Source organism: Verrucomicrobium sp. BvORR106 (assembly GCF_000739655.1).
Taxonomy (GTDB): Bacteria; Verrucomicrobiota; Verrucomicrobiia; order Verrucomicrobiales; family Verrucomicrobiaceae; genus Verrucomicrobium.
This window is the reverse complement of record NZ_BATR01000053.1, coordinates 61,812-79,897: the sequence shown is the minus strand read 5'-3', so window position 1 is coordinate 79,897 and position 18,086 is coordinate 61,812. Positions and strand designations below refer to the sequence as shown.

General features: G+C 59.6%; 10 protein-coding genes and 1 pseudogene. 7 read left to right on the top strand and 4 right to left on the bottom strand.

All coding sequences use genetic code 11. The features are described 5' to 3' along the window. Nucleotides 1–118 precede the first annotated feature (118 nt). The gene (locus BV106_RS08530; RefSeq protein WP_038163382.1) at nt 119–394 is read right to left on the bottom strand and encodes a type II toxin-antitoxin system Phd/YefM family antitoxin; all 276 of its coding nucleotides are present in this window, start codon (nt 392–394) and stop codon (nt 119–121) included. 52 nt (nt 395–446) lie between these two features. Between BV106_RS08530 and BV106_RS08525 the strand changes: the two genes are divergently transcribed. The 7 genes and pseudogenes from BV106_RS08525 to BV106_RS08500 all read left to right on the top strand — a co-directional run bounded on the left by BV106_RS08525 (nt 447) and on the right by BV106_RS08500 (nt 13,406). After that, on the top strand, nt 447–638 hold the full coding sequence (locus BV106_RS08525) for a hypothetical protein (protein WP_265595455.1): 192 nt from the start codon (nt 447–449) through the stop codon (nt 636–638). 71 nt (nt 639–709) lie between these two features. Beyond that, nucleotides 710–925 carry a DUF4177 domain-containing protein gene (locus BV106_RS08520; RefSeq protein ID WP_051945430.1) on the top strand — a complete coding sequence of 72 codons (216 nt, stop codon included), beginning with the start codon at nt 710–712 and terminating at the stop codon, nt 923–925. Nucleotides 926–1,008: 83 nt separating this feature from the next. Continuing rightward, on the top strand, nt 1,009–3,423 hold the full coding sequence (locus BV106_RS08515) for a glycoside hydrolase family 15 protein (RefSeq protein ID WP_038163376.1): 2,415 nt from the start codon (nt 1,009–1,011) through the stop codon (nt 3,421–3,423). Between the two features lie 36 nt (nt 3,424–3,459). Then, a complete protein-coding gene (locus tag BV106_RS08510; RefSeq protein WP_038163373.1) occupies nt 3,460–4,155 on the top strand; it encodes a histidine phosphatase family protein in 696 nt (231 codons plus the stop codon). Nucleotides 4,156–4,248: 93 nt separating this feature from the next. Continuing rightward, a complete protein-coding gene (locus BV106_RS08505) occupies nt 4,249–5,538 on the top strand; it encodes a polysaccharide pyruvyl transferase family protein (RefSeq protein WP_038163371.1) in 1,290 nt (429 codons plus the stop codon). A 73-nt stretch (nt 5,539–5,611) separates the two neighbouring features. Next, nucleotides 5,612–5,689, top strand: a pseudogene (locus BV106_RS39240) (aminoglycoside phosphotransferase family protein); the annotation flags it as partial. Nucleotides 5,690–6,662: 973 nt separating this feature from the next. Beyond that, entirely contained in the window at nt 6,663–13,406 is a 6,744-nt protein-coding gene (locus BV106_RS08500) for an FG-GAP-like repeat-containing protein (protein WP_265595454.1), read from the top strand. A 727-nt stretch (nt 13,407–14,133) separates the two neighbouring features. Here BV106_RS08500 and BV106_RS08490 read toward each other — a convergent pair. The 3 genes from BV106_RS08490 to BV106_RS08480 form a co-directional block, all read right to left on the bottom strand. Beyond that, nucleotides 14,134–15,720, bottom strand: a complete 1,587-nt coding sequence (locus tag BV106_RS08490) for an ABC-F family ATP-binding cassette domain-containing protein (RefSeq protein ID WP_038163362.1) — start codon at nt 15,718–15,720, stop codon at nt 14,134–14,136. A 222-nt stretch (nt 15,721–15,942) separates the two neighbouring features. Then, nucleotides 15,943–17,019: a S1C family serine protease gene (locus BV106_RS08485; protein ID WP_081891606.1), complete on the bottom strand. Its 1,077-nt coding sequence runs from the start codon at nt 17,017–17,019 to the stop codon at nt 15,943–15,945. Nucleotides 17,020–17,040: 21 nt separating this feature from the next. Then, nucleotides 17,041–18,024, bottom strand: a complete 984-nt coding sequence (locus BV106_RS08480) for a S1C family serine protease (RefSeq protein ID WP_051945428.1) — start codon at nt 18,022–18,024, stop codon at nt 17,041–17,043. Nucleotides 18,025–18,086: the final 62 nt, after the last annotated feature.

Genomic DNA, 18,086 nt, shown 5'->3' with positions numbered 1-18,086 from the left:
TTGCTGATCCATTCCTCTCTCCATTTCTCGGCAGCCATTGGGGCTCGCTCACGGATCCAACGAAAGCTCTCCTCAATTTCCTCAACGGCCGAGACTGTGTACTCAACATCAAACGCACTCACAGCTTTCTCAATTTCTGATGGACCGCCGATGCACTGACAGTCTTACCGGCATCCATCTCCTCCAGCCCGCGATTGATCGACTTCAGTGTTTCAAGCTCCTCCATCGCCGCCATGATTTTCTCATAGGAGCGCCTGCCAACCAGGACCGCCTCAGCCTTCCCGTTTACGGTCAACACCTCAGCCCTGCCTGTCTTGTTGACCCGCGCAAGATGCGCCTTCGCATTGCGCTGAAAGTCAGTCAGGGGATGAATGTCTTCGAGCTGAAACTGCATATCACAAGCATGACTTAAACATGCAATTCCATGCTAACCTCTCCATGAGAGCATGGCAAGCACAATGTCCCCGCATGCCGCTCCGACGAGCTCCAGCGCTACGGAGGCAGGCCTGCAAATGTGCCTGGCCTACGAGCATTTCCTCAACCCTCCCACCGTCATCAACCCCACGTTCACGCAAGTGCGCCACGAGCGTATTCACTATGGCGGTCGCTGGGGTCAGCAGCAACCACGTCAAAGCTAATGAATCAGGCCTGTCCCACTGGCATGAAGAATTGACATGCCTTGCATCAGATCGCTACTCTCGGATGCATCATGAGCGAATCTCCAGTCACTTGGGAGTACCACATCCTCAAAATGAAGACGGAATCCAGGTTCCTCTCCGGCACGGAATTCGACACCGAACCGCTGCTGAGTGAACTCAACCGGCTGGGCGCCGAGGGCTGGGAACTGGTCTCGGTCTTCGACATCGAGAAGGTGAAGGGAGGATCCAAGTACGTGAACGCCGTGCTGAAACGCAGGCGCCACTGACACTTGGCTGCGCCGTAAATCGCATAGCTCAGAGACGATTTGCCCCACTACCGGGTCATGGCAAACGTATCCCGGCCAGCCGCATGAATCCTCATCCCTCCTCTCAGCCAGACGCCGGCACAGCCAGCACCGTCTTTGGCGCGCCGGGCATCCCACCCCGCTGGACCTCCAGCGCGAAGGAGGGCCTGGGCACGTCTTACCACACGAGCTGCCGGGTGTGGTTCACCCTGAGCCACGGCATCATCAATGAGATCTACTATCCCCATGTGGATCAGCCGAACACCCGGGACTGCCAGCTTCTCATCACTGACGGCGAAACGTTCTTTCATGAGGAAAAGCGCGATCTGAGCCACGAGATCAGCTACCCGGAGAAAGACTGCCCGTTCTACCAGATCATCAACACGGCTCCAGATGGACGCTACCGGCTGGTGAAGCAGATCCTCACGGACCCACATCGCTCCGTGCTGCTCATGCAGGTTCGGCTGGAGGTGAAGGATAAAGCGCTGAAAGGGAAGCTGCGGCTCTATGTGTTGCTGGCACCGCACATTGCGGGTCGCGGAGAGGGGAACTCGGGCTGGTGCTGCGACCTGGGTGGTGCGGAGTTGCTGCATGCGGAGAGAGCAGGCACGCATCTGCTGCTGGGATGCAGCACGGGCTTTTCCAAGCGCTCGGTGGGATTCGCCGGAGCCAGCGATGGCTGGCAGGACTTGTCCGACAACTTCCAGATGGACTGGCAGTTCCGTGCGGCGGAGCACGGCAACATTGCGCTCACGGGTGAAATTAGGCTTACGGACAGTGGCGAATTCACCATCGCGGTCGGCGTAGGCGGCAGTTGCCAGAGCACGGCAGCCAAGCTGCTGCAATCCCTGGCCACCCCCTTTGAGATCCATCGGGAAGGCTATGTGAAGCAGTGGCAGCGGGCGGTGATCGATCCCAAGTATGACTTCAGCCACAACACCGCAGATCAGGGCAGCATGTACCGCCTGAGCCGGTGCATCCTGCTCTCTCATGAAGACAAGATCTTCCAGGGGGCGCTGGTGGCCTCCATGAGCATCCCTTGGGGCGAATCCAAAGGAGACGATGACCTCGGCGGCTATCATCTGGTATGGACACGTGACCTCGTGCAAAGCGCCAGCGCGCTGCTGGCCACCGGGCAACACAGCACGCCGCTGCGCGCCCTGATCTGGCTGAGCACCATCCAGGGGAAAGATGGCAGTTTCCCGCAGAACTCCTGGATCAATGGCAACGCCTACTGGCCGGGCATGCAGATGGATGAGGTGGCCGCGCCCATCCTGCTGGCCTGGAGGTTAAAGCACAAAGGCAACGGACTCGGCCTGTTTGACCCGTGGAAGATGATCCGCCACGCCGCCGGTCATCTCATTCAGAATGGTCCCGTCACCATGCAGGAGCGCTGGGAGGAGAATGCGGGATACTCCCCCTCCACGCTGGCGACAGTGATCGCCGGCCTGGTGGCTGCGGCTGAATTTGCCCAGGAACGTGACCTTGGCGACACCTCCGAGTTCATCCTCGCCTATGCCGACTGGCTGTCTGACCATCTGGAGGAGTGGACCGTCACCACGCGGGGCGATCTGGTGCCGGGGCGATCCCGCCACTATGTCCGCATCACGCCTGCGGACCCGTTGGCTCCTGATCCCCATCCTGATCCCGACTCGCTCGTGCTGCTGGTGGCCAATGGCGGTGGCTATCACCCGGCCCGGAACGTGGTGGGAGGTGATTTCCTCCACCTCGTGCGACTGGGCATCCGCCCCGCCGATGATCCGGTCATCCTTGAGTCACTGGAGGTCATCGATGGTGTCATCAAGCGCGATCTGCCTCAGGGACCCGGCTGGCGACGGTACAACCACGACGGCTACGGGCAAAAGTCGGATGGCGGCCCCTTTGATGGCGGCGGCGTGGGCCGATCCTGGCCCATTCTCACGGGAGAACGCGGCCACTACGAACTCGCGGCGGGACGTGACCCCATGCCCTATATCAAGGCCATGGAAGAGTTTGCCAATGACGGCGGTATGATCAGCGAGCAACTCTGGGACGACGCCCCGTTGGGCGAGCACCTGCGCCCCGGCGGCCCCACCGGTGCGGCCATGCCTCTCTGCTGGTCTCATGCGGAGTACGTCTCGCTCGTCCGCAGCCGCAATGACGGCGTCTGCTTTGACCTCCTGCCTCCGGTTCGAGACCGTTACGCCATCCGACGCACCCACGGCACGCATGAGATCTGGAGTTTCCGCCATCCGCTGCGGCACATGCATGACGGCAAGACACTTCGCATCGTGCTTAATGCCGGTGCCAGAGTGGTGTGGTCGTTGGACGGCTGGCAGTCCACTCAAGAGACGGAAACGACACGCAACGAAGCCCTGGGCTTGTGGTATGTGGATCTGCCCACCACGGCGTTGCCTGTCGGTGGAGCAGCAGAGTTCACGTTCTACTGGCTGGCTTCCAACCATTGGGAAGGGCACAATAGCCGTGTGGAAGTGGTCTGATTTCTGCCTGACAACTTTCCCTCCTCCCTTTTCTCCATGAACACCCGCATTTTTCTCATTCGCCACGGTGCCACGATCCTCACGGCCGAGGACCGATTTGCCGGCTCCATCAATGTTCCCCTCTCGGACCAGGGGCGGGAGCAGGCCCGCCGGCTCTCCATCCGGCTGGCTGATGAAAACCTCACTGCCGTCTATGCCTCGCCCCTGGACCGAACGATGGAGACCGCCCGCATCCTGGCCCAGCCCCATGGACTGGAGGTGCAGCCTCGGGATGGTCTTCGCGAGATCTCGCACGGTCACTGGGAGGAGATGACCCGCCCTGAAGTGGAGGCAAAGTACCCCGAAGAGGCGGCGGCGTGGGAGGAGGATCCCTTCACCTTTGCTCCTCCCGGCGGAGAGAGCGGCCTGGCCGTCACCGCCCGCTCCCTGCCCGCCCTCATGGACATCCTGCATGCGCATCCTTCAGGGAATGTGGCGATCGTCTCCCACAAGGCCACCATCCGCCTGCTGCTCAGCTCCCTTCTTGGCTTCGACCCACGGCGCTACCGGGACAATCTGGACCAGAGTCCTGCCGCGCTGAACATTGTGGATTTCAAGAGCCCCGTTCGCGCCCGGCTCACACTCTTCAACGACACCTCTCACTATGAATCCGCAGGGCTGGCCATTCCCCCGTTCCCAGGGGACCGCCTCTCTGGCTGGTGGGCGGGGACGGATCAGAACCGTCAGATGTGATCCCTCCGGCCAGATTTGGATCGCCGCCAAAGCATGGAAGCCTTGCCCGGGCGGGTGAAGCCGTTACATTCTTCCCGTTTCGCCCCTTTCTTCATGTCCTCCCCAGCAGCTCCCACGCAGACCCGACGCACCTTCCTCTCCCAAGCCGGCCTGGCTCTGGGAGCCGCTTCCCTGCCCGCATTCGGGCAGGATGCCGGCAAGGGCAAGACCGTCCTGCTGAAGTCCGCGTGGGACACGGTGAACATTGGCGACATCGGTCACACCCCGGGCACGTTGCGCATTCTTGAGCAACACCTCCCCGAGGCGCACGTCATCCTCTGGGCCTCCAAGCTGGATGGCCGCGTCGAAGCCATGCTGCGCCGCCGCTTTCCCAAAGTGGAGATCCTGCAAGGCAATCTGACCAAGCAGGACAAGAAGGGTGAGGCGCTGGTCGAAGCCTTCAAACGCGCGGACGTGGCCATCCACAACTCCGGCATGGGCACGGACACTTCGTTCATGAGCTACTGCCGGAAGATTGGAAAGCCCTACGGTCTCTACGGTCAATCATACTTCCCCGACTTCGTGCAGGGCGAAAAGGCGGCCGAGCGGATCGAACTGCTGAACAACGCCGCCTTTGTCTATTGCCGCGAAGGCAGGACCCTGGAAATCCTGCAGACCGCCGGGGTCAAAACGCCGGTGCTGGAGTTTGCCCCAGACGGCTGCTTCGGCATTGATGTGCGCGATGATGAAAAGGCTCTGGCGTTCATGAAACAAGCTGGCCTGGAAGACCGCAAGTTCATCACCCTGCAACTGCGCACGCACACTGCCAAGCACCCCGGGGTGCACAATCCGCCGCTGAATCCCCTGCACCCCACTCCGGAACAGGTGGCCGACGACGAACGCCGCGCCGGTGTTTACCGCGAACTCGTGACGCTGTGGGTCCAACGCACCGGGTACAAGGTGTTGATCTCGCCCGAGGTGAAGAAGGAGATGGTGCACAACAAGCGCCTCATCTATGACCTGCTCCCGGCAGACATTCAAAAGCATGTGGTGAATCTGGACACTTTCTGGAATGCGGACGAAGCGGCCTCCGTCTTCGCCCGTGCCCATACGGTCGTGTGCCACGAGCCGCACTCGCCCATCATCGCGCTGGCCAATGGCACGCCGATCATTCACACGTACTCAGAGTTCCACAGTCCCAAGTGCTGGATGTTCAAGGACATCGGCCTCTCCGAATGGCTCCTCGAGCTCGACTCCACGCCCGCGGGCAAGACGGTGGACACCCTGCTGACTATCAACAGCGACTATCCCGCCGCCCAAGCCAAGGTGAAGAAGGCCATGGACTTCGTCCACGAGCGCCAGGCCGCCACCATGCAAGTGGTGAAGAAGGCGATCGAGGCGTAGGAAAACGCAGGGATGTCAAACACCGGACGCGATCTAAGGAGAGGGAGAGTCCGCGTCCGGCAGCGTATCCACCGTGACGCGATTCGGCAGCCGAGTCCGACGTCCCGTCGGTCCCTGGACACCGGCCGTCCACGCGTTGCTGCAACACCTTTCCGCCAAAGTTTGTCCTCATGCGCCGCGTGATTGGGGATGGAGCCGGGAGTTCGAGCGAACACTGTATCTCGCATCGGCTGGCACTGAACCTTGGGTAGGGTTTCATCTCCGGGGCGATGTCGCGTTTATCGATTCTGAATTGGAATCGCTGGCCGACTTCTCAGCCATGGGATGCTGGCGATGAAAAGATTGCAGCACTGGGATGCCAAGTCCCTGCTGTAGAGCTTGTTAGTGACAGGCAAAGTTTGAACTATCCCGGACAAGCTGGCGTGGCGAGCTGCGACCGCGCCCAACACTTTGCCGCCGAGGCTCATTTGCATCCAAAGACCCAGCGAACGTTTTCAGGCACATATGTGCCAAAATTTTCGATTGCCGCATCGAAAAACGCGCGCAGAGGTATGCCTCCGTACGGAGCAAACCAGAAGCCTTCGCATTCAGAAGCTATGCGTGCCGCATCCCCCTCCACACTGTCCGCCATCTGTCTTGCCGGAATTCTTTGCTGCATTCCCGCAGTGGGAGCCACTGTTGACCCTTACACGCAATGGACTGCGACAAATTGGGGCTTGGTGGTGTCTGCAAGCACTGCTTCTGAGGCTTCCATTTGGGGATATCGGGCGGATCCAGACCATGATGGGATCTGCAACCTGGTGGAATATGCGTGCAAAACCGACCCGAAGTCATTCACTCCCGCCTCAGCCTGTTACGTCTTTGCCGTGCCCGGTGGGGCCGATCCTGCCTTGAGGCATCCATCATTGACCACTTGGATCCGCACCGACGACCCCGCGCTCGGTGTGATTTGCCAAACTTCCACAGATCTGGCGAACTGGTCACCGGACCCGCTGCTCGGTTTTTCAGGATCGATGCCGCCGTCAACGCTCACCACTCAGGATGAGGGAGATAACCTGACTCCTGGTCTGAGGCAGGTAAAGTACCAAGACCTTCAGTCATTGGCGGATCGATCCACAGCCTTTATGCGGCTCAGGGTCACGCGCGACGACATCTCGGTCACCAGCCCCGCTATCGAACCTTTCGTTTTCACACCGGGTCAGATTGCGCTGACGGGCACGACGGTTCGATCCAATGCCATCACATTGGGTGGTTTCGCAGGGACAGTGTCGGCCTCTGTTCCAGCAGGTGCCAGACTCTATGTGAATGGAGTGCTTCAATCTCTCTCCAGTGTCTCGGTCAAAGCAGGAGACGTGCTCTGGCTGGAAGCCGTTGCACCCGCCGAAACCGGAATGCCCCAAAGTTTCACCCTCACTGTTGGGGGGCAGTCTGCGGACTGGAGCTTCACCTCCGGCACGATTCCGATCGTGCCTGACCATTCGGGGATCTCATCTGGTTACTCTCCAGTAGAGAGCGGCGTGTCTGAATCTGGGGCGGCACAGGTCAGCGTTCCCATTGTTGTTTCGCCTGGTACTGCGGGCATGCAACCCAAGCTATCCATCAACTACACCAGCCAGGGGGGCAACGGCCCATTAGGGCTTGGATTCAGCTTGAGCGGCATGAGTGCCATTTCACGGGTTGGAGCCTCCACGGCTCAGGATGGCTTCAAGGGGAGTGTTGCCTTCGGCACCAATGATCGTTTTGCCCTGGACGGTCAACGGTTGATTGCCATCAATGGTCTGGATGGGGCAGATGGCACCGAATATCGTCTGGAGTTTGATCCTTCCTCACGCATTCGGAGTTATCAACAGCAAGGGTCGGGCCCGGCACGATGGGTCGTGGAAACAAAGGCGGGGCTGATCCTTGAGTTCGGGACGACTTCCGGTTCCCGCGTCTCTCCCGAAAGTTGTCCTTCGGCATTGGTTTGGGCGGTGGAGAAAATCAGCGACACCCTCGGAAACAGCATGACGTTTGGCTACGACGTCCTCGGGCGGCAGAGGGGAGAACTGCTTGTCACCAGTATCGCATACACACAGAATACAACGCAGGCCCTCACGGCAAACCAATCGATCGTCTTTGAATATGAAGACCGCCCCGATCCAAAAAGTGGTTACATGGCAGGGTATGCCATGCGTTTCCTCAAACGGCTGCGCAGCGTGGAGTCCCGGGCAACGAAGGGTGGAGTATCCACCATGGTGAGGCGTTACTCGCTCGTCTATGAGCAGGCCGCCATCTCCAATCTTAGCAAACTCCTCAGCATTCAAGAAACGCTGTCCGACGGCTCTCAGCTTCCTCCTGTCAGTTTTCAGTGGAAGGCGACAGCTGGCTCGCGCTTCACCATCCTCGACGAGCATGGTCAGCTTGAGAACGAGGATATCGGTCAATCGCCGCCGGTGCCACTGATCACGGGCGACTTCAACAAGGACGGCAAGCACGATTTGCTGATGTTGGATGAGCATGGCTCCCACTGGAAAGCGCTCGCGACAGGTGCAGGCCTCTTTGGCTTGACCAAGCCTATCCCCGAACTGGTGGCGCACCCCATCTCGGGATGGACGGGGAATTCCCGGGTGCGTATTGCTGACTTCAATGGCGATGGTCGCTCCGACATCCTCCACATCCGGGGAGATCAAAACCCCGGAAACTTCCTGGCATTGGCCGAGAACGATAACACCTTCCGAGTTCTAACAGGAGCTCAAATCAGTGGCATCACGAATCTGGACTACGCTACCACTGACTGGGCAGATCTGATCACCATGGACCTTAATGCGGATGGGCGAGCCGACATCTTGCGACTCCAAGGAAATGGGGACCAGATCGTGGCGCTCTCCAATGGAGACGGCACGTTCCAACGCATCGAGAACCCGGCAGGGCTCGAGAACAAACCTGTCTCGAGTATTCCCAACAGGTCCTGGATCATCCCGGGAGATTTTAATGGCGACGGGCGGGGGGATGTATTGCATCTACACTACACTGACCGGCAGTTTCACTGGCTGGCACTATCCAAGGGAGACGGCTCATTCGAGATGAAAGACCATGCCAGCATGGGCGTTTCGAATCTGCAGTACTCCACCTCCGCTTGCATGGTGGGAGGGGATTACAACGGGGACGGCCTCACGGATATCTTCTACCAGTCAACCAGCCCAGATGACAGTTGGCTGCTGACCTCGAAAGGCGACGGTTCCTTTACTTATCAGCAGACCCCGGGTGGGTTCGCAGGGGTGGATATTGGAGATAACAGTGACCACCTGGTATCCGAGGACTTCAATGGGGATGGCCTCTCCGACGTGCTACACTTCGCGGCTGCGCCTCACAAAAACTTCATCGCCTACTCGCGAGGGGATGGCACCTTCCAGGTGGACAAGGGCGCAGCCGCCGGGACGTGGGCTGAACGGGAGCGTGATGGTGGGAGCCGCTTTGTCACAGGTGACTTTAATGGAGATGGCAAGGGGGACTTTCTCTACTTTTCGAGCAACGATGGCTGTTGGTCCGTCCAAGCGGAGGGCTTTGACCCGCTTGTGGTGGAGGCCGTGGACTATGGCCACGGGCAGAGGACAAACTTCAGCTATCAACTTCTCACAGACTCCAGCGTCTATACTCGGGGCAACAGCTTTGCCTATCCCTACTACGATCTCCAGATGCCCATGCGCGTGGTCAGCGCCGTCACTCAGCGGAACGGCGTTGATGGCGATGCCTTCACTGGTGCCAACGCTTCTCAATTGGGCAGCAACACCATTACTTACCGCTACGAAGGTGCTTGGGCGGACATGACTGGGCGGGGATTTCAGGGGTTTCAAGCCGTAGTCTCCACGGACGCCACTTCGGGGATCATCACACGGACGGAATACGAAAACTCGAGCCCTCTGTTGGCAGGTCGTCCTAAACGAACCGAGCAACGATTGTCGGCAGCCCAAGCAGGAGGAAGTGCGCTGATCAGCGAGAGTACGACCACTTGGCAATTGCTCACCACGACCCGGGCAGGAAAGCCGAACACCTACTTTGTCGCAGAGGCAACGAGTGCCAGCCACAGCTATGAGGTGAATCGGCCCAGCGCCACTGCATTGCGTGGCTCGGTTACTCGTGGAGGCCCTGTCGATGGAAAAGCCTCCTATGATGCCTTTGGCAATCTGCTCGCCAGCACCACGACCACATCAGCACCAGACGGGAGCTTCTTGACAGAGGAGGTGGTCAACCTCTATGCGGACTCACCTTCGGCCACCCAATGGCACCTCGGCCGACTCACTACCAGCACAGTGACGAAGACTGCCCCGAACCCCATTCCGGGCAGTAGCGGCACCGTGAGTGCCTCCAGAGTGGCCACGTTCCAGTATCATCCTGTCACTGGACTGCTGGTGCAGGAAGTGGTGGAGCCTGGTGCTGGGGAACTGCGTCAGCAAAAGGACTACGCGCATGATGGGTTCGGTAATATCCTGACCAGCACTCTGAGCATCCCTGGCTCTGCCGCCCGCGTCACAAGCACCACTTACACTCCAGACGGCCGGTTCCTGGCCTCCACCACCAATGCCAAAGGGCATACCGAGTCGAAGGTCTATGATCCGCTGCTGGGGAATACGCTCAGCCAGACGGGCCCCAATGGCCTCACCACCACCTGGCAGTACGATGCCTTGGGGCGACCTCAAAAAGAAACTCGGGCGGATGGCACGGAGACAAGGAGCTTTTTCCGCCGAGTCACGGGGGCCACGTTGGGTGCACCACCGCGAGCCGTCCACTATGTGCGCGTGCAGTCCACAGGTGGGGCACCCAAAACGGTATGGTATGACCTGTTGGATCGGGAGATCCGTTCAGACGCAATCGCCTTCGATGGTCGCACTGTCCTGGCTCACAAGGTGTATAATGCCCGTGGCGAGGTTAGCCATGCTTCCCATCCTGCGTTCCTGGGGGAGACTCCATTGTATTCGGTGATGGAGTACGATGCTGTGGGACGGCAGACCCTGCAGACCGACCCTGGCAATCGTGTCTCCAAGACCACCTATGACGGCCTGACTGTCACACTGGAGCGAACCGCCGGCACCGCTACGGCATCGTATTTCCAGAAGACCTCCACCCGCGTGAATGCCATGGGGTGGACGGTGGCCTCCACTCAGCACTTGGGGGCTTTAGGGAAGACGGTCACCCGCTCCTATGATCCCTACGGGAGCATTCGCTTTGTGCGGGATCCTGCTGGAAACACCACGGAGCTCCGCTATGACCATCGCGGCAATAAAGTCTGGATGTCCGAGCCCAACAGCGGCATCTCCACCTACTCATATAACGGCTTTGGCGAACTCACCCACCAGACCAACGCTGCCGGTCAAATTGTGGAGATGCAGTATGATGTCCTCGGTCGTCTCGTAGCCCGCATTGAGCCTGAAGGGGGCGCCACCTTCGAGTATGACACGGCTGCCCAAGGCATCGGCCAGCTTGCCAGGGAGAGTACTAGCGGCTTCCAGAGGCAACACTACTATGACGTTCTGGCCCGGCCCGTTGCTGCGACGGAAAGCCACGGTTCCCAGGTCTTCGCCACATCGAAGCAGTACGACCCCATCGGCAGGCCTGCTACCATCACTTATCCCAGTGGCTTTGCGGTCCGGCAGTCCTACAACTCTCTTGGGCACCTGGAGCAGGTGCAGCATGCCTCGAATGCTTCGCTCGTCTATTGGCGGGCGTTGACCGTCAACGCTCGGGGCCAGGTGACGCAGGAGGCTCAGGGCAATGGCGTCGTCACTTCTCGAACCTTTGACCCAGAGACCGGTCTGGTGGAGGCCATCACCGCGGGCCGGACGGTTGCGGGAGATGTCCAGAAGCTGGAGTTTGATTTCGACTTCGTGGGGAATCTCTCAGCCCGTCGGGACCTCCGCTATGCCGCGCCATTCGCGGAGCAGTTTCAGTATGATACCTTAAACCGCCTCACCCAGGTTGCCACCACGGCATCCACCCCGGTGACGGCTGCCTATGATGATCTGGGAAATCTGCTGCAACGCAGCGATGTGGGTCACTTGGAATATGGAGGAGGAGGCTCCGGCCCCCACGCCGTCACTGCGGTCTCTCAGAGCACCACAGGCTTGAACAAACTCTGCTCCTATGACTTGAAGGGCAATCGCACCATTGATGGAGCCACCAGCCTGGACTACAGCTCCTTCAACAAACCACTGAGGATCCGCAAGGGAGAAGAAAGCCTCCGGTTTGACTATGGCACCGACCGCGCTCTCTACCGGCAGACGCTGTACCGGAAAACCTCGTCCGGCAAGCTCCATCAGACTGTGCGAGATTATGTAGGTGGCCTGTATGAACGCGAGGTCACCTCTGAGGGGCTCGTTCGCCACATCCACTATGTGGCAGGTGGTGGAGGCGTCACGGCCATTCATACGGAGGCACGCACCACTTCGGCGACTGCGCCCAAGACTCGCTACATCCACAAGGACCACCTGGGCTCAGTGGATGCGATCACGGATAGCAGCGGTGGCGTGGTCGAGCGCCAGAGCTTCGACGCGTGGGGCAGACCGCGCACACTGACTTTCGCGAACAATGCCTGGGCAGTCACTTATCCCACCCCGCCGGAACCCGGGGCGGAGGAAACTCATCGCGGCTTCACCGGACACGAGATGCTGCACGCTATGAGCCTCGTGCACATGGGGGGGCGTGTCTATGATCCCCTTACGGCACGTTTTCTCAGTCCGGATCCGTTTGTGCAATCGCCCGATAACTTGCAGAACTTAAATCGGTACAGTTATGTGTTGAACAATCCGTTGTCGATGACGGATCCGAGCGGGTTTTTCTTCAAGAGTATAGGGAAGTTCTTGAAGAACAATTGGAAGACGATTGCGGCGGTGGGCATTGGAATTGTGACTGCTGGAATGGGCGTCTGGGGCGCAGCAATACTGGCAGGGCAAAGTGTTAGCTTAGGGACTGCATTTAGCGCGATTGCAGGAGCTGGAGGATTTGGACTAACCAGCTTTGGCGCAGCTGTCGCAGGGGCTAGTTTTGGCTTTGGAACCGCCTTCAGCGGAACCTTGCTTGCCGGGGGGAGCGTTGGCGATGCGATGCGTGCCGGACTGAAGTCTGGAGCGATTTCGGGGATCGCTGCATTTGGAGCGTTCCAGGTGGGTGAAGTGTTGGGGCATGCGACAACAGCGCAAAACTATCTAGCGAAGGTGGTTGCGCACGGGGTTGTCAGCGGTGGAGCATCTGAACTCGGCGGTGGAAGTTTCACTCACGGATTCTTGGCTGCGGGATTTACAGCGGGATTGTCGCCGCTTACCAATCAAGCAAATCTCGGGGTGGCTGCTAAGACTGTTTTGTCCGCCTTGGTGGGGGGGACAGCATCCGTTGTGGGCGGCGGGAAGTTTGCAAATGGAGCCATCAGCGGCGCTTGTATACAGCTTTTCAACGAGGGTCAGGGCAATGGAAACAACATTGAAAAAGTGAAAGAAATCGCTTCCACTGCAAAGGAGGTTCACGAGGGGGTGGACAATCTCAATCAATTGGATATTGAGTTATCGTCGAAGACAGGCAAACCTACCTTGGTATCTCAAAAACTGAGAGTGCTTCTTGATCGTGCTGATCCCTTGATGAGATCGGTTGATTTGCATTCCAACGGAGCCGAATTTTTTGAAACTCCCAATCTTATCAATGCAATCGAAGTGGGAGGTGTATTCTCAAAACACCTTTCAGCGGGAATGTTTTTTGGCGAACAAGGGGTAAAAGGAGCGAATTGGCTGGGAGTTCAAGCATTTGGACAAGACAGCATGGATGACTTTTGGTTGGGCGTCGGTGACTCATCGGTTGGCAGGGGAATTGGATGGACTGCCAGACAACTCGAGCGCACTTGGTGAGCTAACTTGACCCGAAGTTCAAGCTTTCTAATGGAATATCCACTTGGCTTCCCGCCTGGACCGCGATCACAATGGCGCTGGGATTTTCCAGCGAACTTAGTGTTAGAGGGGTAGCCTCGCTTCGCGAAGCTGCCAAGAGCTTGTCGCGTTGTCAATTTGGCGCCGCCGTTGAGGCCCGGACAGTTCCACCTGTGAAGATCACAGCATGGGTTTGCAGACCGCGAGATAAATGATTGCAACGATGCTCGTGAGAACACCCCAGATCGGGCAAGTCTTGATGCAGGAGCTGATGGTCTTGCCGCGGCGCAGGTGGCCGGATTCAACACCGTGGACGACGGAGAGGATGAGAAGGCATGCTCGCCCATGATTGAGGTCATGGGTCGGGTTCAAGTTGTTGACGTTCTTGAGGGCGGACGCCAGCTAGCGCATCGTCCTATTAATATGTATGCAATAAGCAGATATCTGCTATGTTGGTGTCGTGTCTCGAACCCAATCCCTCTTGCTGAGTGCCGATGACCGCACCCATCTTGCATCCTTGCTGGACAAAGCCTCCTTGGATCAACGTATCGACACCAGATGCAAAGCGTTCTCAGGGTTGACGTTCTACGAGCCTTGATTCAGATTCAAGGAATTCAGGACTACATCCCGCTGAGTAGTGGGCATAAAGCTCTGACTAAGCCCAAGGCTTTCAAGCCACACCTCCCATATCCAGTGCAGCTTGCGCGCCTTAAGACCCTGACAGCACTATCCTCCGCGTAATACCAATTCCGCGAAGAAACGCCTCATCATGGCTGACCACGAGCAGCACTCCATCATACCCGCGGAGCCCGGCCTCCACCGTCTCGATGGACTCAATGTCCAGGGAGTTGGTCGGCTCGTCGAGGATCAACAAAGGAGGCGGATGACTACCGCCGAGGACACAGGCCAGTCCGGCCCGCAACAACTGCCCGCCGCTCAAGGTGGCGACGGTCTGTAGTGCGGCGTCCGCCCTGAAACGGAATCTCGCCAGGGAGGACCGGCAGGCATTTTCATCGCTGTCAGGGTTCAGCTTCCGGTAATTGTCCCGAATGGAAAGCTGGGGAATCAACAGACTCACCTGCTGATCCAGCATGGCAAATGGCACCCCCAGTCGAACACTGCCAGCCCATGGGGCGAGCTTGCCGGAAATCACCTGCAACAAGGTGGTCTTGCCCGAGCCATTCCGGCCCTGAATCGCTACTCGCTCCGGTCCGGTGATGGAGAACGAAACATCCCGCACGATGGATTGTCCCGGTTCATAGCCAGCCGTGACCGCATCCACTTCCAGCACGGTCTTTCCAGCGGGAAGCCCCGTGGGTGCCAGCACTACGGTGAACGGTTGGATCACTTCCAGACGTCCCCGCGCAGAAACCAGCCCCTCCGCCGCCTCCGACCGTCGGCGCTCCGCCAAGCGAGCCCCGACACCTCCCGAATCCTCTGCGCGATCTTTCCGGGCCCCCAGCAGGATGGGCGGCTCCCCACCCTTTGCGTTTTTGCGCCGGCCCGCCGCATCCCGGCGCGCTTTGCGTTCCACGGCAACCTGCGCATCACGATCCACCTCCGCCAGACGCTTCTGCGCATGAGCGAGATCATGCTGGGCGGCCTCCAGCTCCTGCGTCTTGCGCTCCCGGTAGTGGGACCAGTTGCCGCCATATTTCCTCGCTCCCAGTGACGTGAGTTCCACGATGACGTCCATGGTTTCCAGCAACTCACGATCGTGACTGATCACAATCGCTCCGTGCGACCATTCCCTCAGGAGACTGAGCACCGCCGCCCTGCCCTCGAGGTCGAGATTGTTGGTGGGCTCGTCCAGCAGCAGCAAATCGGGCTCTGCGAACCAGACGGCCGCGATCCGGGCCCGCATGCGCTGGCCGCCGGAAAGCTCCTGCAAAAGAGTGTCCGGACCAGCGTCGAGGCCGACCTTGCCCAGCGCGGCATAAATACGCGCCTCCAGGGTCCAGTCCACCTCACCCAGTTCATCGAGTTCAGCCGTGCCCGCCTCAGCACGACGCAGCAGGGCGAGCCCATCACCCACCCCGAAGAGCCCGGCGACCGTCTGGCCCTCTATTTCCTGAACCACCTGTTCAAGGGACGCCACACGACCGTGGACGATCACCTTGCCGGCATGCGGCCGGAGTTCACCGGTGATCAGCTTGAGCAGCGTGGACTTCCCCACACCATTGCGGCCGACGAGGCCCGTCCGACAGCCGGTGAGGGCCAGGGTCAGATCTGTGAAGAGAGGGTCACCATCAGGGGTGCACCAAGTGACATTGGCAAAAGAAACCGAGGTAGACATGAGCGTGGACCCGCGTCATCGACATGATGAGGCGGAAGAGCAGGTTGGCGTTCACAAGCAGCCGGTGAAATCACCTCGCTGCTGCCCGGGCTCATCCATGGAGCGCGGGATTCAGGAAACCACTTGGAGTCTGATGCTCTTATTCTGTCATCGGTGAACGAAGATACGACTCCCGACAAGAAAGGCAATCGATTTTGAACTCGGCGAGCTGGCCGAAGCCTCTCACTTCTCCCGCTTTTTGGCCTTCTCTTTTTCTGCGAGCCGGTCTTCACGCAACCACTTCAGCAGGTCGGGCAGGAAGGCCTCGACGGGCAGGGCGTAGTTGGTGACGCGGTCCACGCGGGCCACATTGATGGCAATGGCGCGGCCGTGCAGATCAAAGACGGCACCGCCCATGTCCATGGGGCCCAGGGGCAGATCATGCTGGATGATCTCCGGATAGTTGTCGGTGCGGAAGGAGGTGCCGTGATTGCCAAAGTCCTCTCCCGCCCAGTTCATGAGCACGCGGCTCTTGCTGGCGAGACGCACTTCCGTCTCCTTGTCTGCGCCGGACCGGCGGTACTTGATCTTGATCAGATCCCCTGGCTGCCGCCCCGAGACGATGCGGGCCACGGCTTCATTCTTGGACACTCCCTTGCCATCCACTGCCAGGATGACGTCATCCTTCAAGATGCCCGCCAAGTTTGCCGGACTGTCTGCGGCCACTTCCTCCACCATGACACCCACATCAGCGTCATCCAGCCCGAAGCGCACGCCCAGAACCGCGCCAGAGTTGGGGATGGCACGGCGGTTGGCGCTCACCACCCCCAGCCGCACCTCGCTGCCATGCTCAGTGGGACTCACCACCCAGTGGCCGATGTCCAGGGAGAGCGATTCACCCCAGGCCGCAGGCATGAAACCTGCCCGGTCCACTTTCAGGAGCAGCAGATTGAGCCGGTCATCGCGTTTGACCTCGCGAACCTCGGCGCTGGTTCCATCGGAAAGGAAAGCGCGCAGAGGTTTCAGCGGTTCCGCCTCGCTAGCGAGGGTGAGGATGTAGCCGTCTGGCGTGGCTGCCACCCCAGTGAGCGTTTTTTCCTTGCTCTTGCCTAGCTGAATGGCGCTCTGCATGGCGAGATTCTTGACGGGCTGGACCGCCTTGAGACTGCCCGCGCCGTTGGTACGCAGTTCGTCGGGCAGGACTTCCTGGCCGAACACACTGCCATCCAACACCCAGCCCCCGACCAGGGCAAAGCACACCAAAGAAACAAGCGACCGGCTGAAGCACCCCGGTCTCGGAAAAGATGGAATCAGTCGCATGATGGTCCTCTCGATACCGGCCTACTGCTCGGGACGCTGGCCGAGCTTCACCTCCACAAACCGCTCCCCGTGGGGCGAGCGGATCTTCAGCGTGATCAACTGACCGGCCGTGCGATTCCGAATGGCCTGCGAGAAGTCCACCGGAGCGGCCAGCTTCTCATTGTTCACGCTCATGATGACATCGCCCTCCTTCAGACCCGCCTTCATGGCCGGGGAGTCCGGTGCGATCGCCCGAATGCTGAGCCCACCCTCGGCGGCCTCTGTGCTGAGGCCGATCCAGCCGCCGCTCCCCTGAGCCCAGGCCGTGATGACTTGCCCCTTTTTCATGACCTCCCACGCCCGGAGGAAGGGAGCCATGCTGACGTGGAGATTCTGGTCCCGGCCCTGCCAGATCTGGCTGTGGATGCCGATGACGTCCCCTTGGGGATTGAAAAGCGCCCCGCCGGAATCGCCGCCCATGAGCACGCAGTCGCTCTGGAGCATGTTGGCCGCCACCTTGACGATGCGGCCAATCCGCAGCACGGGGCCGCGGGCGACATCCCACCCGCCAGGATGGCCGAGCGCGTAGCACCAGTCGCCCACCTTCACCTCGCGGGTCTCGCGGCTGATGGAGACGTAGGGCCAGGCTTTGGCCGGAGCGGGCAGCTGAATCATCGCGGAATCCGTGGCGGTATCCAGCCCCAGCGAGGTTCCCTCCACGGTGCGTCCATCGGAGAGGATGACCTTCACCTTGCGATTTGGCTCACCCGTCACGTGAGCGGCCGTGAAAATGAGGCCGTTGGGACTTACGATGACCCCGCTGGCGGTCCCGCCCCCGCACTCGATGGCCACCAGCGCCTTCCGGGTGCGCTCCTGCACGGACTGAATCTGGGTCTGGAGGGACAGCAACTCCTCCAGCGAAGTCTCGGCCCCGGAGGGCGCAGCTGGCGACAAAGACGGGGACAAAAGCAGACCTCCCAGCCCAAGGACGGGCAAGAGGCGGCGGGAATACTGGCAGAACTTCACTAGGGTGGAAACGTAATACGAGTCCCGCCGGATTCAAAGCTGATCCTGATGGACGGCTTGGG

Coding starts and splice junctions, on each gene's coding strand:
- BV106_RS08525 (WP_265595455.1), top strand. CDS start 447: ATGGCAAGCACAATGTCCCCGCATGCCGCTCCGACGAGCTCCAGCGCT.
- BV106_RS08490 (WP_038163362.1), bottom strand. CDS start 15,720: ATGTCTACCTCGGTTTCTTTTGCCAATGTCACTTGGTGCACCCCTGAT.
- BV106_RS08510 (WP_038163373.1), top strand. CDS start 3,460: ATGAACACCCGCATTTTTCTCATTCGCCACGGTGCCACGATCCTCACG.
- BV106_RS08520 (WP_051945430.1), top strand. CDS start 710: ATGAGCGAATCTCCAGTCACTTGGGAGTACCACATCCTCAAAATGAAG.
- BV106_RS08530 (WP_038163382.1), bottom strand. CDS start 394: ATGCAGTTTCAGCTCGAAGACATTCATCCCCTGACTGACTTTCAGCGC.
- BV106_RS08500 (WP_265595454.1), top strand. CDS start 6,663: ATGCGGCTCAGGGTCACGCGCGACGACATCTCGGTCACCAGCCCCGCT.
- BV106_RS08515 (WP_038163376.1), top strand. CDS start 1,009: ATGAATCCTCATCCCTCCTCTCAGCCAGACGCCGGCACAGCCAGCACC.
- BV106_RS08485 (WP_081891606.1), bottom strand. CDS start 17,019: ATGCGACTGATTCCATCTTTTCCGAGACCGGGGTGCTTCAGCCGGTCG.
- BV106_RS08505 (WP_038163371.1), top strand. CDS start 4,249: ATGTCCTCCCCAGCAGCTCCCACGCAGACCCGACGCACCTTCCTCTCC.